This window comes from Shewanella sp. FeAMO (assembly GCF_053653955.1).
This window is the reverse complement of sequence record NZ_CM132201.1, coordinates 3,359,250-3,374,336: the sequence shown is the minus strand read 5'-3', so window position 1 is coordinate 3,374,336 and position 15,087 is coordinate 3,359,250. Positions and strand designations below refer to the sequence as shown.

Annotated in this window: 14 protein-coding genes; 2 read left to right on the top strand and 12 right to left on the bottom strand. The window is 51.9% G+C overall.

The annotated features are described in order from the left end of the window. Nucleotides 1-256 precede the first annotated feature (256 nt). From ACWAU4_RS15230 to ACWAU4_RS15185, 10 genes are all read right to left on the bottom strand, one after another. Nucleotides 257-823, bottom strand: a complete 567-nt coding sequence (locus ACWAU4_RS15230; RefSeq protein ID WP_208129229.1) for an imm11 family protein — start codon at nucleotides 821-823, stop codon at nucleotides 257-259. A 690-nt stretch (nucleotides 824-1,513) separates the two neighbouring features. Then, a complete protein-coding gene (locus ACWAU4_RS15225; protein ID WP_025889106.1) occupies nucleotides 1,514-1,933 on the bottom strand; it encodes a DUF3192 domain-containing protein in 420 nt (139 codons plus the stop codon). A 181-nt stretch (nucleotides 1,934-2,114) separates the two neighbouring features. Further along, complete coding sequence (locus tag ACWAU4_RS15220; protein WP_304716377.1) at nucleotides 2,115-2,390, bottom strand: hypothetical protein; 276 nt, start codon at nucleotides 2,388-2,390, stop codon at nucleotides 2,115-2,117. Nucleotides 2,391-2,396: 6 nt separating this feature from the next. After that, nucleotides 2,397-2,681, bottom strand: coding sequence for a hypothetical protein (locus ACWAU4_RS15215; RefSeq protein WP_454290317.1), 285 nt, complete (start codon nucleotides 2,679-2,681; stop codon nucleotides 2,397-2,399). A 50-nt stretch (nucleotides 2,682-2,731) separates the two neighbouring features. Beyond that, a complete protein-coding gene (locus ACWAU4_RS15210; RefSeq protein WP_454290316.1) occupies nucleotides 2,732-3,271 on the bottom strand; it encodes a hypothetical protein in 540 nt (179 codons plus the stop codon). Between the two features lie 115 nt (nucleotides 3,272-3,386). Further along, entirely contained in the window at nucleotides 3,387-3,803 is a 417-nt protein-coding gene (locus tag ACWAU4_RS15205; protein ID WP_101059837.1) for a DUF3192 domain-containing protein, read from the bottom strand. Nucleotides 3,804-3,823: 20 nt separating this feature from the next. Then, nucleotides 3,824-4,606 carry a flap endonuclease Xni gene (gene xni / locus ACWAU4_RS15200; RefSeq protein WP_190532677.1) on the bottom strand — a complete coding sequence of 261 codons (783 nt, stop codon included), beginning with the start codon at nucleotides 4,604-4,606 and terminating at the stop codon, nucleotides 3,824-3,826. Beyond that, the gene (gene ppnN / locus ACWAU4_RS15195) at nucleotides 4,603-5,958 is read right to left on the bottom strand and encodes a nucleotide 5'-monophosphate nucleosidase PpnN (protein ID WP_025011997.1); all 1,356 of its coding nucleotides are present in this window, start codon (nucleotides 5,956-5,958) and stop codon (nucleotides 4,603-4,605) included. The genes xni and ppnN overlap by 4 nt, the downstream gene beginning before the upstream one ends. 35 nt (nucleotides 5,959-5,993) lie before the next feature. After that, on the bottom strand, nucleotides 5,994-7,550 hold the full coding sequence (locus ACWAU4_RS15190) for a GGDEF domain-containing protein (RefSeq protein ID WP_025889111.1): 1,557 nt from the start codon (nucleotides 7,548-7,550) through the stop codon (nucleotides 5,994-5,996). Nucleotides 7,551-7,710: 160 nt separating this feature from the next. Continuing rightward, nucleotides 7,711-9,858 carry a tetratricopeptide repeat protein gene (locus ACWAU4_RS15185; protein WP_221055281.1) on the bottom strand — a complete coding sequence of 716 codons (2,148 nt, stop codon included), beginning with the start codon at nucleotides 9,856-9,858 and terminating at the stop codon, nucleotides 7,711-7,713. Between the two features lie 128 nt (nucleotides 9,859-9,986). Here ACWAU4_RS15185 and ACWAU4_RS15180 point away from each other — a divergent pair, with 128 nt between their 5' ends. Next, a complete protein-coding gene (locus ACWAU4_RS15180; RefSeq protein WP_422790463.1) occupies nucleotides 9,987-11,801 on the top strand; it encodes a M61 family metallopeptidase in 1,815 nt (604 codons plus the stop codon). A 60-nt stretch (nucleotides 11,802-11,861) separates the two neighbouring features. Here ACWAU4_RS15180 and ACWAU4_RS15175 read toward each other — a convergent pair whose 3' ends face one another. Next, on the bottom strand, nucleotides 11,862-13,049 hold the full coding sequence (locus tag ACWAU4_RS15175; RefSeq protein ID WP_083390402.1) for an MFS transporter: 1,188 nt from the start codon (nucleotides 13,047-13,049) through the stop codon (nucleotides 11,862-11,864). Nucleotides 13,050-13,142: 93 nt separating this feature from the next. On the opposite strand from ACWAU4_RS15175, the gene ACWAU4_RS15170 reads away from it, so the two are divergent. Further along, complete coding sequence (locus ACWAU4_RS15170) at nucleotides 13,143-14,030, top strand: LysR family transcriptional regulator (protein ID WP_071239249.1); 888 nt, start codon at nucleotides 13,143-13,145, stop codon at nucleotides 14,028-14,030. A 50-nt stretch (nucleotides 14,031-14,080) separates the two neighbouring features. On the opposite strand, the gene rdgC is transcribed toward ACWAU4_RS15170, so the two are convergent. Further along, the gene (gene rdgC / locus ACWAU4_RS15165) at nucleotides 14,081-14,992 is read right to left on the bottom strand and encodes a recombination-associated protein RdgC (protein ID WP_025889123.1); all 912 of its coding nucleotides are present in this window, start codon (nucleotides 14,990-14,992) and stop codon (nucleotides 14,081-14,083) included. Nucleotides 14,993-15,087: the final 95 nt, after the last annotated feature.

Genomic DNA, 15,087 nt, shown 5'->3' with positions numbered 1-15,087 from the left:
ATTACATTGTCAAATTTTATCGATAGCAACTCCCAGAAGACCAAACATGTTGCCTGAAACTTCATCGCCATAAAGGTAAATCTGGCTATCATTTGACTAATGAATCTCCATTTTATTCAACTGCACAGATATCCTTTCTCTTGCTTTATATCTATTTAGCCAATATTTGCCAGAATTTAGCACTGCGCGCGACATTCTTATCTTGCTCAATTTTCTCAAAACAGATACAGCTAAAGAAAAAAGATACCCAATGTTGTTAAATATTTGGGCACTCTTCAGATGTGTCAAATGTGTAAGCAATTAAACTGGTCTTGATTTTACCTTCTTCATATATGTTGTGAAGTGCATCAAATATTTCTTTTGAAAAGAAAATTTTACTCATTCCTTTGGGCTTGAATACGTGTTGTCTACATGGTGGAAGCGATTTTATTTTATCTTCGGAAAGATAATGCTGAGTCATTGCTTTGGAAATGTTTTTGCTTTTGTCAACTACATCAACAATATTGTTTACAGCTATTAAGTAACGCCCGCTAGATGTATCCTGGCCGGCACAAGCGAGTTTGGCGGGGTAAAAAGCTATGCCATACGGGTCAAAGCTCATTATAACATGAGCAATTTCCTTGGTAACATTAAAGCAACCTAGCTTTATTAAGTCTAAAGCATCAATATGATCCAGGTCGTTATCTTTCCAAACTATAGGCTCTGAAATAGACGTAGGGTTAAAGTCATTATCCTTGTTATAAAAGAAAGATCTTTTATCATCGTACTCAAAGAAAGAGTCTCCTTCATTAAAATCTTCGGTAATATATGCAACTTCCATCATTTTGTCCTCAAAATTTCATCAATCATAAACATTTGCTGCTTACAAAAGTCTCTTTTGCCTGACCAGCATCTTGATCAATGCTCTTATCGGGGCCACAGTCTTGACTTAAACAGCCCTTTCTTTGGTAAATGTTCACCGACAGAAGGTTGACACGCATAATTCTGCTGGAATTGGGTAATTCGTCTTTTCGTGCTGGCTTGAAAGAAAAAAGAAGCAAAAGACACCCAATATTAACTAAAACAAGAAACAAAGACATCCAATATTAACTGTAGTTTGCTGAAAACTGAGATATTCAATATCAGAAAGTGTTTCACAGCGGAGAAAATGCCGGGATAGCAGGGGAGTGCTGTAAAGTCGGCGTACAGCGCTGTACAACCTGCTCCAGCGCCCATTCAGTGGTTAACCTTGAGCACTAAATGCAGTGAGTGGACATGACCGCAAAGGGGCACAGAACAATGGCGAATGCTACTGCCAGTTTCAATCGATGCGATTCAACCCAGTCTTGACTGTGTTCGTAGCTATTGCCTGAATAATCATCAATCCCGGATAAAAAGGTGCGGCGTACGCAAGGTGGCAAACTCTTCGGGAATGAATTATGAATTTGAACATTTTTTGCTGGGCAGAAGGGGAGCCAGAACAGGTTGATTCTACCCTTGGTTTTCCGTTCCTTAAACTGCGGTTTTTCTGCCGTTATTCGGGTTGAGCGGGGGCCTTGGATAGCACTTGCTGCGGAGAATGTTGCTGCAGATATTGCTGGTAAGTGTCTTCGCCCCAGGCCAGCAGTTGCCCATCTTCGAATAGCAGTGGGGTGCATTCATCTTTGGTGGTCTTGCCGTCTGATTTACTGTGATGGGTGCGGTAGAAGAGAACCTGCAGCGAATGACCATGGGTTTGCTTGGCTTCGCTGAAGTCGGCTTTGCCCAGGGTTTGGGTGACTTCTGCCAGTGTTTGCCCCAGTTGCAGCTCGGAAACCATAGACTGGTTATAGGCTTGCCTGTCTTCCCAGCTCATGTCTTCCGGTTTGGGCTCATAGAAGAGAATGACCACGGCAACAAAGGCCAGATAGGCGATAAAGATGCTGCCGATAACTACGGGTGCCTTACTTTTCATGCTGTAATTCCGTTTTATTGCTCAACCTGGGTTCACTCCAGAGCAAGACGGCTCACTCTGTATTGAGTGATATAAGATACTCGCGATAGCTCCAATGTAAACAGTATGTTTGTAATATGTTTTGTCTGTACGCGATTATTGCCCGGCTGCCAGGCCGGGCAAAGGTCACAGAACACCTGGTTTAGATGGTGAAGCCAAAGCCCATGTCCCATTCCAGCAGCGGCACCAGATGTAACCCGTTGGCATTGAGTGCTATGAGTCTCTCAGCCACGGACTCATGTACTATGTAGATAGATCTCATGCCTTTGACTTCGAACATCCGTCGTTTGGCAAAAGGGATGGCCAGCAGTTTGTCGGCGTCCAGGCGAATATTGATGGCGGAAACCGAGTCGTCCGCTTGCCGGCGGATAGATTGGCTGTTGTCAAAGTCATAGACAGCGAGGCTGTTGTTGAGCATTACGGCTCAATAGAGGTGTTCGTTCTCATCGGCAGGGCAGTAGCAGACAGGCAACAGCTGCAGCCGGTAGATGTCCAGATAGTCGAGTTCTCGCTTTATGGCATTCGTTACCATAGGCATACCGTCGAGATCCATGGCGTCAATCAGGGGAGTATTTTCCTCCTCATCGGCCGGCGATTCGGCATAGATGGGCTCGCGCAGCGAGGTAGGACCCCGGTAAATAAGATAATGCTCTCTACTGCAGACGGTATAAGGGGGATGGCATATCGCCGCTGCCACAATACAGGACAAAATACTCGTTGTTGATATGAATCATGTCCCCCCCGGTTTCTTCCTTGGCGTTATTCGCTCCAGCGCACCCAGACATCTTTCAAATTGGCCGCGGTCAGCTTGTCCATTACGCTGTTGTGTACCAGTAAGAAGGAGGGGTCTTGGTCAAGTTTGAACAATAATCGCTGCTCAAGCGGAATGGCTGCCAATTTGGCCGGATCCAGCACCGGGGTTCGTATTGCGTCGATGGCGGGTGATTCAGAGTTCCAGATGGTGTGGTCGATATCGAGCACATCATAGCGATTGAAGACATGAAAATAGGCATAGAGCACTTCATCAATGAAATCCAGTTCGTCTATTGTGCCTATGTCTATCTCGGCATACATATCTTCATCCGGCTTGTAGGGGTTTTTAATACGCTCAACCCCGAAAGGCTCCATTGACGAGAGTATGTCGGCGAAAAGTTCAGCAAAGAACAGGCGAGGGCACTGGGCAAAATCCACCACCAGATCCGGCCCAAATTCCACCGGGCGTTGGGGCGTGTTGGCTTTTATCAGCCAGTTCCGCTCCAGATAGAATTGGCGGCGGTGGAAAATCAGGTAGTCATTCATACTTGTTTACTTCATTAAACTGTTTTGCCGGGAATGCAGCATGTCAGTTGGAAAAGGATTATTAAAATAACGAGCAGCCAATAAGGCTACCAAGGCTATGTGTGAGCTCGTTTTGCTATTCCTGTGTCTGTTTGGGTGTTGTCTGCTGGGGCTGTATATGTTGCTGCAGATACTGCTGATAAGTGTCTTCCCCCCAGGCCTGGAGCCGGCCATCGGCAAACAGCAGAGGGGTACATTCGTCTTTGGTGGTCTTGCCGTCGGATTTTACATGCTGGGTGCGGTAGAAGAGCACCTGCAGCGACTGGCCATGGGTTTGCATGGCTTCGCTGAAATCGGCTCTACCCAGGGTTTCAATGGTTTGTTCCAGCGTTTGCCCCAGCAGTAACTCAGTGACTTTAGACTGGTTATAGGCTTGCCTGTCTTCCCAGCTCATATCTTCCGGTTTAGGTTCATAGAAGAGGATGACCACGGCAACAAAGACCAGATAGGCGATAAAGATGCTGCCGATAACTACAGGGGCCTTACCTTTCATACAGTTTTCCATTTTATTGCTTAAGTTGAGCTCTTGGAGCCTTGGTTTTCTTTGACTCTATACTGGTTCAAACGAATATTGAGTTCGAGATCCGTGCGCAGTTTTGCCAACCGATAACTGAGGCGGGCCATCTCCTTGCCTTCGGTTAACTTTTTGGCTTGCTTGGCTCCCAAAGTATCGAGCGCATTGTAGACATTGGCCAGGGTGCGAAAGCTTCTGAGCAGTTCGCCGGCCGTCTTGGGACCTATTCCCTGGATGCCGGGGATCTTGTTGCCGCTGTCGCCGCTGAGGGCCATAAAGTCCAGCAGCTGGCTCTGTTCTATGCCGAGTTTTTGCTCCAGTGCGGCAATATCCATGGCGGCGCCATTGAAGTGATCCCACAGCAGCAAACGCGGTAATCTCAGCTGGCAAAAGCCTTTGTCGGTGGAGACGATAATCGCCTCACCACCGCGTAGGCACAACTTGCTTGCCAGGGTGGCGATAACATCATCGGCTTCCGATAGCGCATTGATGGAGCCAATCCCCGCTTCTGCCAGTGCCTGTTTCAGCGCCGGCAGGCCATCGGCCAATGCCTGGGGCATGGGCTTACGGCCTTTCTTGTAATCCGGATACAGGCGTTTGCGCCAGGACTCTTCATCGCCGTCCCAGACAATGGCCACATGGCTAGGGCAGTGCTGGCGAATAAGCTTCTGGCAGGCATTGCGGCTGCGCTCGGTCAGCCCTTGCATGTCGGCTTCATCCGGCTGCGCCGCATGCAGGCGGCGCACCAGATTCATACCATCAATAATCAGCAGTCGGTTCATTTCATTATTTGATAACAGGGCACATAGGCGGTGCCCGGTAACTTCATTCTTTGTTGGCTGACAAAGGCGCCCAACAGTTTATCCATCAAGGCCATCAGCTCGGGATCGCCCTTGAGCTTGAATGGACCATGACGCTCGATGTTTTTCATGGTTTCCGCCTTGACGTTGCCCGCCACTATGCCGGAAAACGCCTTGCGCAAGTTGGCCGCCAGCTCAGCCTTATTGCTCTGGAAGTGCAGGTTAAGGTTTTCCATCACTTCATGGGTGGGCACAAAGGGCAGCTGGAATTCAGGCTCTATCTTGAGGCTCCATTGGTATTGGTAGGCATCACCGGTTTGCTTGCGGTGACGTTTAACCTCTTCCATACCGGCACGCATGATGCGCGCCACCTGGGGGGCGTCGTCTATGATGATTTGGTATTTCTGCTGCGCCTGCTCGCCCAGCGTCGCGCCGATAAAGGCATCGATTTCGCGGAAGTAGGCTTCGCTTTCCTTGGGGCCGGAGAGCACCAGCGGGAAAGGAATATCGGCATTTTCGCGGTTGAGCAAAATGCCAAGCAGGTAGAGCAGCTCTTCAGCGGTGCCGGCGCCGCCGGGGAAGATGACGATACCGTGCCCCAGGCGCACAAAGGCCTCCAGGCGTTTTTCTATATCCGGCAGAATTACCAGTTCATTGACTATCTGGTTGGGCGGCTCGGCGGCGATAATGCTTGGCTCGGTCAGGCCTATGTAACGGGCGTTATGAATACGCTGCTTGGCATGGCCGATTGCGGCGCCCTTCATTGGCCCTTTCATGGCCCCCGGACCGCAGCCGGTACAGATATCCAGCATTCTCAGTCCCAACTGGTAGCCCACCTCTTTGGTGTACTTGTACTCGGTATCGTTTATCGAGTGGCCGCCCCAGCAGACTACCACATTGGGATCCTGCATCGGGGTAATGGCTCTGGCGTTTCTCAGAATGTCGAACACCACGTTGGTGATATGGCTGGCGTTGGTGAGGTTGATGTGTTTCAGGCCATCGTACTTGTTGCTGACATAGATGATGTCCCTGAGCACGGCAAACAGGTGCTCCTGAATGCCGACTATGATCTGCTCATCGACAAAGGCGCTGGCCGGCGGGTTAACCAGCTCCAGCTTGATGCCACGCTCACGGCGCAGCACGTTGATTTCAAAGTCATGGAATTGGTCGAACAGTTCCTTGGCGTTGTCAGTTTGCTGCCCCGAGGCCAATACGGCTAACGAGCAGTTACGGTAGAGTTGGTAAAGGTCACTCTTGGCACTCTGTTTGAGGCGGTCCGCCTCCAGTTGCGACAGTTGATCCATACTGCCGCGGGGACTGATCCTGACTATCATGACGACTCCTTGAGCTGAAACAGGAGTCATTGCTGTCAATCTATAATGACTCTGTCACGGCTTTCATGTTTGGCTTTGTAGAGGGCCGCATCGGCGCGTTCGAAAGTTTCCTGGATGTGTTCGCCATCCAATATCTGCGCGGCCCCTATGGATACTGTAACTGTAATACGCTGATTTTTAAATTTAAAAGGAATATTTTTAATTTTTTCGCGCACTCTGTTCAATAGTTGTTCTATATCCTTGGGTGAAACATCCGGAATGATGAGAACAAACTCCTCACCGCCATAACGGGCAACAAACTCAGTGTCACGCAGGGAGTTCTTCAACGCCATGGCGATAACCTGCAGTGTCTTGTCACCTGTGGTATGGCCAAAGCTGTCGTTGATGGACTTGAAGTGATCTATGTCGGCTACCGCCAGCCACAGTGGCTGTTTGTTGCGCTGGAAGTGGCGGTATTCCTGCTCCATCCGCTCCTCCATGGCCGCGCGGTTGGGCAGCTGGGTGAGGGTATCGAGCATATTGAGCTTCTGCTGCTCGAACAACCTTTCCTTATAGGTGGTGGCTTCACTGGAGAGGTCGCTCAGCTCTTTACGCATGGTTTCCATCGACTTGCGCAGCAAGGCTTGCTCTCTTTGCTCCAGCGCTTCCTTGCGGGCCAGGCTGGCGCGAATGGCGGCCAGTTGCTCGCTGATCTGCTGCTTGAGCTCGGTAATATCCTCAATATCCACCAATGACTCGCCGACATTGTCTACCTGGGCGTTGAGTTCACGATTCAGTTGGCTCTTGAGCTGATGGCTGCGCTGGGATTGGTTATAAGAGTCGCTGACCACTTCACGCACGGCGCTCAGGGCGTCGTTGAGGGCAAACAGAAACTCCTGTGAGGCGGTTTTTTCGCGGGCTATGTTATCCAAAAGCAGAGAGAGTATGGTTTGATAGGCCTCCAGCAGGGCATCGATATCTATCTCGGCCGAGGCCAGCTGCTCTTTGATTACCAACACCTGGTCACGCTGATCTTTGCGAAACTCTATGTTGGAAATCATCTGCGCCAGCTCGTGACCCAGTTGTCTGTGCTTGGGTAGTACCGCGATGGGGGACTCAGATTCAAACTGGTTGTCCAGCAGTTGTTCGTAAAACCCCACCAGTTGCTCGACCTTGGGAATATAATCCCAGACGGTATGGAAAGGTTTGCCCAGCTCCTGCTTGAAATAGCTGACCTCTTTTTTGAGGCGCTCAGGCATGGAGTCGACTCGTTGCAGTTGGCGGCTGAATTTGCTCAGGCTGGAGCGGCCTTCTTCCAGTTGGCCCATCACATGATGGTATTGCCCCTTGAGCAGACGCTCAACCTCGACCAGATCCGGCAACACATCATCGATACGCTCGTAGGTTCCCAGGTTATGTCTGAGCTTGGCCAGTTTATTGTCCAGCTCCAGGTTTTGCCCCTTACAGGCCAGACTGAGGTGACCAATAAACTGCAGCAATGCCTGCAGCTTGGCATTTCTGTCCTCATTCATTTCATCCAACGCGGCTTTGGTGGAATGCAATTTCTGCTTGAGTACACCTAGTTGCGACACCGTTGCGTTTGAGTCCTTCATTCCTGTAATTTTCCTTCGATGCGCGATCGAATCTATAGTCGGGTCATGAGTGGCTCGAAAACCCCACGACTCCAGTTCCAGACACTTCTAAATGGTATCGCAATCCGGCAGGAGTGCAAATCTGCCATCCAGTTGTTGTGACAAAGTTTTGTCGTTCAGATCAAATTATTGACACAGGTTCGGCTCTGGACTGCTGTTGTGACTCCGGCCAGCAGATCTTATCTTTCTCACCATTGGTCTCCACTCTTATCAGGCCGCGGATAATACTCTTTTGCAATTGCAGATAGAGCGGGGCCGAGAAAATGGCGGCCGGGGTGAAGTCCAAAGTACTGAAACCGACATAACTGCCTTGGCTGTTTTTCAGGCTGATGGCACCAGCAAGGGCCAATTGCGCCGTTTCAAACAGGACTTCCACCGACAGCTTGATATCCGGGTTACCCAGGAGCGGCAGCGGAATATAACCCAGCGCCGGTTTGAGCATCTGCCCCTGGAATTGCCAGGCACTGAGCCGGTGGTAAAGTTTGGCTGGGCCCGTGTCTTCGGCAAGGGTCAGGGCAAATAGGCCGGGTCTGAGCAGGAATACCTTGGCGCCGGTGAGGGCGGCAATCTCCTCGGCTTGCTGCACCAGTCTCGGCGCCGCGAGGCTGTTGCCCAAGGTGAAGTCAGAGTTGAATTCCTGCTCCAGAGACAATAGCGCCAGGCCTTTGGTTTTACTTGAAATACTGCCAAGCAAGGCACGATAGCCGGGCAGGCCGCTCATGGGCTCCAGTTGCATTTTCGCCTTTTGAGCCTGGTTCTTTTTCGCCATTTGTTTGCGCAATCTATACTGCTGCATCGCCAATGCCAGCAACAGCAGGCAGAGCCCCAGGCTGATTGCCAGCAGAATATTACGGGTATGCAGTGCTTCTTGTCTTTGCAGTTGATCTTGCCTGAGTTGGCCCACTTCCAGTTTCAGCTTCTGCTCTGTGACGGCGGATGAATTAACGTCCGAGGTGGTTTGCTGCTCTTTTTCCAACATGGCCTGTTGCAGTTGGATGCTTTCCTCCTGGCTTGCCAGTGCCTGCTGAAACTTACCCTGCGCCTTGTAGGCCGCGGTTTGGTAGCCAAGGGCTTCTATCTGCTCATCCGGCAATTCCAGCAACTTGGCCAGTCGCAAGGCTTCTATGGCGTGCTGCATGGTCAAAGGCCAATCCTCCATGGCCTGGCCCACCTCGGCTATCAGCATTTCGTTATAAACCAGGTAGTGGTTGCTCTTTCTGTCCTTGAATATTTCGTTGGCCTGGAACAGGTAGTCGAGCGCGACCTGATAGTCGTTCAAATGGAAATAAGCCTCACCCAGGTTGTGGAAGTTCAGCCCCTGGGCGATGAAGTTCTTCAGCTCGGCATCTATCTGCTGGGCATTGAGGTAGTAGTCAATCGCCTTGTTCCACTCGCCTGTGTTGCCATACACCATGGCGATAACCGTCATGGTATGGGACAGGAAAGAGCCGGAACCCATGGCTTTATAAGCGTCGGCGGCGCCGTGGGCGTATTCCAGCGCTTCATCCCACTGTTCCATGTCCCGGTACAGCTTGGCCAGGTTAAGCTGCAGCAGTGCCTTTTGATTGGGATGGTTGTAACGGCTGGCCAAACGGAAGGCCTCGGTATAGTGCTGCAGCGACTTGGTGCGCTGGCCGTTGATATTGTAATACTTGCCCAAAGCCGCTTCGGCATTGGCTATCAGGTAGTCATTGCGCAGCCGGTAGGCGGTATCTCTGAGCAGGTTGTAGGCGTTCAGAGACGGAATAGCCTGTTTGGCTATCAGGTTAACTGTACCCAGATCTTCGTAGATGACATACCTGAGCAGTTGGCTGCGTTTGTCCTGGGCATCGCCCAACTGCTCGAGCGCCTGCTGATTGAGGGCGACGGTTTGTTCATACTGTTGGTCGACCCGGCCGAGATAACGGCCTTCAAGATTATAGAGGGCGGCTTTTTCATAGTCGCTGCGGGCGATGATCTTCAACTGCTCAATGATATCTTGTGCCTGTTCCAGCCGCCCGGGAACCAGCACTTGGGCATCCAGATCCAGCCGAGCCAGCAGAATGAGTTTGTCCATCAGCTGATCCGGGGCAAAACCCACTTCCAATGCGCTGGACTGAAACTGTTCAAGCGAAGGATATTGCAACGACTCGGGCAGTGAACTGACCACAGTGCTGTGGAGCTGCCTGGGCTGCTCCCTGAAACTTATCTCTATATCATCCAGTTCGTCGGCGTGCGCCAGACCCATAAGCAGCATGGATGCGATGAACATAACCCTGAAAAAGTACATATATTTGCCTCTGTCCCATTCTGCGGGGACTTAATTGTTAGCTTTTATTAGCAACGGGTGAGGTGACCGCCCCGAATTGTTATACTCGGCCGATTTTATAACAACAATGACATAAGAAGGAATTACGAGTGAAATCCGCTGTTTTGTCAATCATATCTTACTCTTCCCTACTGACAACACTGGGTATGGCATCTTCAGCCTGGGCTGACGTCGATTATCAGATAGATCTTAAAAGCCCGGAACATCATCTGGCTCAGGTCAAGGTCACTTTCCCGCAACATTCAGGGCAACAGCTCAAGGTCAATCTGCCGGTTTGGCGCACCGGCAAGTATCAGGTATTGCCGCTGGCGGACGGGGTTCGCCGTTTTCATGCCACGGACGAGCAGGGCAACAGCCTGCCTTGGAAGCGCAGTGCCAGCGGTGAATGGACTGTGGTTTTGTCCAAGCCAACATCGGTCACCGTCAGCTATCAACTCTATGCCAACGAGTTGGGGCAAAGAGTCAGGCATATTGATGCCAGCCATGCGTTTCTGGATGCCAGCGGCGTATTCATGTACAGCCCCGAGTTTCGCCAAGAGCCGCTTAAGGTAACACTGGATGTGCCGGCCGACTGGCGCAGTTACTCAGGAATGGCAGCGGCGGATAAGCCCCATTCGTTTGTGGCCGCCAACTATGATGTATTGGTCGACTCGCCGATTGAAACCGGGCTCAGTCAGCATCGCGCCTTCAAGGCCGATGGCAAACAATATGAACTGGTGGTCTGGGGCGAGGGTAACTATGACCTGGAGCAGATAGAAGCCGATCTCGGTAAGTTATCCGGTACGGCGGCGGCCATTTGGGATGACTATCCCTTTGAGCGTTATGTTTATATGGTGCACGCCACCTCGGGGGCCCGCGGCGCCACCGAGCATTTGAATTCAACCATTATCCAGCTGCCGAGATTCAACTTCCGTGAGCGCCAGGATTACCTGCGTTTTATCAGCACGGCTTCCCATGAGTTTATTCATACCTGGAACGTCAAGGCCTATCGCCCGGAGGGACTGGTGCCCTACGACTATCAGCAGGAGAATATGACCGAGCTGTTATGGATGGCGGAAGGCTCTACCAGCTATTTTCAAAACCAGTTGTTGCTGCGTGCCGGGATCATGACGCCGAAAGAGTTTATGGAGGACCTGGCCAAGCGGGTCAATGCCAATCAACATAAACCGGGGCGGGAAATTCAGTCGGTGGCCGAGGCCAGTGCCGGTCAGTGGGTCAGCACAGGCGGCGATTACGCCATCAACCACAGTGTGAACATCTACTCCGAAGGTTATCTGACTTCGCTGGCACTGGATTTCTCACTGTTGCAGAACACAGACAAAGAGGTGTCCTACCGGGATGTGCACCGGAGTCTTTATCGTGATCACAAGGTCCCCAAGGGATACAATGTCACGGATGTGAAGCGTATTTTGAAAAACTTATCCGGCAAGGACTATGAGCCTTGGTGGCAGAGCCATGTCAATGCCCCCTTGGTGCTGGACTTTGACAAACTGCTGAGTCAGGCAGGGCTTAAGACCGCCTATGGCCAAGACAGTAAGGAGCAGGCCTTTGCCGGTATGACACTCACTTCCGGCTCTTTGGTGTTGCAAAGTGTTGAGCGTGGTGGCCCAGCTTGGCAGGCGGGCATAGTCGCCGGCGATCAGTTGCTGGCTATCAATGGCTTGAAAGTCAGCGCCGAAGGTTACGCCAAACGTTTGGCCGACTTTAAGGCGGGTGATGAGTTGACTGTGACCCTGTTCCACGACGATAAGCTCATAGAGCGGCGTGTGACTCTGGCCTCAGAGCAATCCGGCAAGCTGCAAATTAAGCCTAAGGAAAGAGTCAGCCGCGCCCAGAAAGCCTTCTTCAAGGCCTGGCTTGGCATAGACTGGCCGTTTGACGCTCAGGGTAACTATAAGTCCTGAGTCTGATTGTCCCGAAAACGCCGGCGCATCTTCACTTGCGCCGGTGTTTTTTTATGGCGCTTATTTTATCTCAGCGCAGGGGACTTCTACCCGGGAGCTTGCAGACAGAAGCCGAGGCAGACCCAGGCTCAGTAATCCCAGTAGCGCAATCAGCATGGCAATCCAGATGGGGGCATAGAGGTTGGCTCCCCGGGCGAGCGCATAGCCGCTGATAAAACTGCCTCCCATGACACCCAGGGTGATAACCGAAGTATGCACAGTATTAACCAGTGCCCGGCTGCCCTGGGGAAGCTGCATCAGACGGCTCACCATGGCGGGGTTCATGCTGACACCACTAAAACCTATTCCCAGTACCGCCACCGCTGCCAATAGTGGGTACTCACTGCCTTGGGCCAGCAGCAACAGGAATAACGCCTGCAGCAGCAATCCCAGCGCCTGGAGTGTTAAGTCGTTGCGGCCACATAAGCGGGACACCAAATGATTGCCCAGCAACATACTCAAGCCATAACCAAAGAGTAAAAGGGTGATAGTTTGACTACTGAAACCCGCCAGCTCGGACAGAATGGGGACAAAATAGCTGAACGCAGCATAAGTGGTACCGATAATACAGAAACTGGTGGCATAGATGGCCCAGAGTCTGGCGCTGGCAAAAGCCTTGAGTTCCTCCTTGAGTGGCAGTGGCGGCTGGGAAGGCAGTGAAGGCAAGAAGCGAACACTGAGCAGTGCGGCCATTAAGCCGCAGAGCCAGACCAGAAAGAACCCAGTGCGCCAACCAAAATACTCGGCACTGAGGCTGGCCATAGGCAGGCCCAATATAGTGCCGAGCATGATCCCGGCCAAGAGCACTGCGATGGCGCGCATTTTTTGCGCTTCGGGTACCAGCTCGCCGACTCGGCCGACCGTGATCCCAAAGAAAGCGCCTGCGGCTGCGCCTATGATGATCCGGGTGACCACAAGCAGCCAATAGTCCTGCGCCATAATCGCAACCCCTTGGGCCAGTAAAAACAGACTGTAGAGAATGAGCAGGGCCTGTTTCGGCGGCCGGCCAGATAGGCAGAGGGTTAGCACAGGGCCGGCCAGCGCCATGGCGCCGGCGTAAAAGGAGACCAGATAACCCACTTCGGAAACCGACAGGGAAAGTGAGGCGGACAACTGTGGCATCATTCCGAGCACCTGCAGCTCGCAGCTGATAAGGCTGAATATACCCAGTGCCAGCAGATAGATAGAAAAAGGCAGTGACTTTGACATGATTTTTTAGCTGAAAGATTAAGGTGGTTGCAGTATTACTTATGATTTAAGTTTGATAAATTTCATAAATTCCTTTTAGAAATGAATAAAGTCATGGATCTTAATGCGGTGCGTCAATTTATCAAGGTGGCGGAATGTCTGAGCTTTACCGAAGCCGCGGTGCAGCTGGGACTGACTCAGTCGGGATTGTCCCGGGCTGTCAGTCGCCTGGAGCAACAACTGGGAGTCAGACTACTGCACAGAAATACCCGTAGCCTGAGCCTCACCCCAGATGGACAACTGTTTCTCGCCCGCTGCGCGCCACTGGTTTCCGGGTTAGAAGAAGCCAGGATTTCGCTGCAGGAGAATCTTTGTCTGCCCAAGGGATTGCTGAAGATCAGTGCCCCATCGGCCTTTGGTCGAGTCGTGGTATTACCCATAGTGTCAGGTCTGTTGGCCCGTTACCCTGAGCTCAAGATAGAGATGGAACTGACCGACAGGTTGGTGGATCTGGTTGATGAAGGATTCGATGCCGTCATCCGCACGGGTGAAATCAAGGACTCACGCCTGATTGCCAGACCGCTGAAGGCACTTGAATGGGCGACCTTGGCTTCGCCCGGGTATCTTGCCTCTCACGGTACACCCGATACGCCCGCCGCGCTGAGGCAGCATAACTGTTTGCGGGTGCGAAGTCCGCTGAGCGGTAAACCTGTCAGTTGGCGTTTCAGTGAAGGTGGCAGTCAACTGGAGTATGATTTTGACGGCAACCTGATACTCGATCACGGTGACCCTTTGCTGGAAGCGGCCTGCCTGGACACGGGAGTGGTACAACTGATGCGCTATTTTGTTGATGATGCACTGCAGCAAGGCAAATTGCAGGAAATCCTCCCAACCTATGCACCTCGTCCTCATCCTCTTTTTCTGGTTTATCAACCCTCAAGGCAGCACTCTGCCAAACTCGAAGTGTTGCGGCAGGCACTGCTCGACCAGTGGGGCGGTTAGCTGGAGACAGAAAAGGCGCCATCAGGCGCCTTTTTACTTGGAGATAGCGATTACAGGCTGTCTTCAACGCCGCCCAAGGCGTCGACCAGTGCCAGCATCAGCGCAACCAGTTCGCTGCTCATCAGCTCAAAGTCGGCGTCCAGTTTGGCCAGCGGATCCTCACCGGCAACATCATCGGTGGCGGCGCGGAACTCTTCCGAGAACTTGAGGCGACGCAGTCCGGCATCGGATTGCAGCACAAAGGCGATGGACTGACCGAAGTGCAGTGCCAGTTTATGCACCTGCTTGCCAGTTTCCAGGTGAGCCAGTACTTCCTCTTCGCCCAGATCCTGCTGCTTGAAGCGCACGGTTGCGCCATCATCGGCGGCAGACTTGAGCTCGGCTTCATCCTGAATGGTGAAGGGGGCAGGGGCATTGCCTTGCTTGAGCCATTCGGTCATTTGCACTTCAATCGGTGTCTTGGTGCTCATTGGTACCACAGGCAGGCTGCCGAGCGCCTTACGCAGCAAGGCCAGCAGTTCTTCGGCCTTGGCGGCGCTGGAGCTGTCTACCAGGATCAGTTGCTCATCCAGCAGCAACAGTGCCTTGATTTGGCTGCGACGGGAGAAGGCTCTTGGCAACAGAGTGGTGGTGATTTCATCCTTGAGCGCATCTTTCTCTTTCTTGGTCAGCTTGCGGTTTTCTTCCTCTTCCAGCAGCGACACCTTTTCTTCCAGCGCTTCTTTGATGACCTGAGAAGGCAGCAGCTTCTCCTCTTTGGTGGCACAGATAAGGTGGCGGTTGTTGGCGCTGTGAACCAGGGTGTGCCCCAGTTTGCCCAAAGCCTTGGAAAAACCGAACTTGCTGATGTCCTGACTGGAGCAGGGAGAAAAGGTGAAGCCCTCAAGGGCCGTCTCCAGTGCCTCTATATCGGTGGAAAATGGTTTGTTGAAACGATATACGGTGAGATTTTTAAACCACATGACAGGCGCTCTTTGAAAAATAAAGCCGCAGTGTAAGGCATGAATTCCTCTAGGTAAACCCGCCCTGCTAGCACAGATTTTTTCGCTCTGGGCAG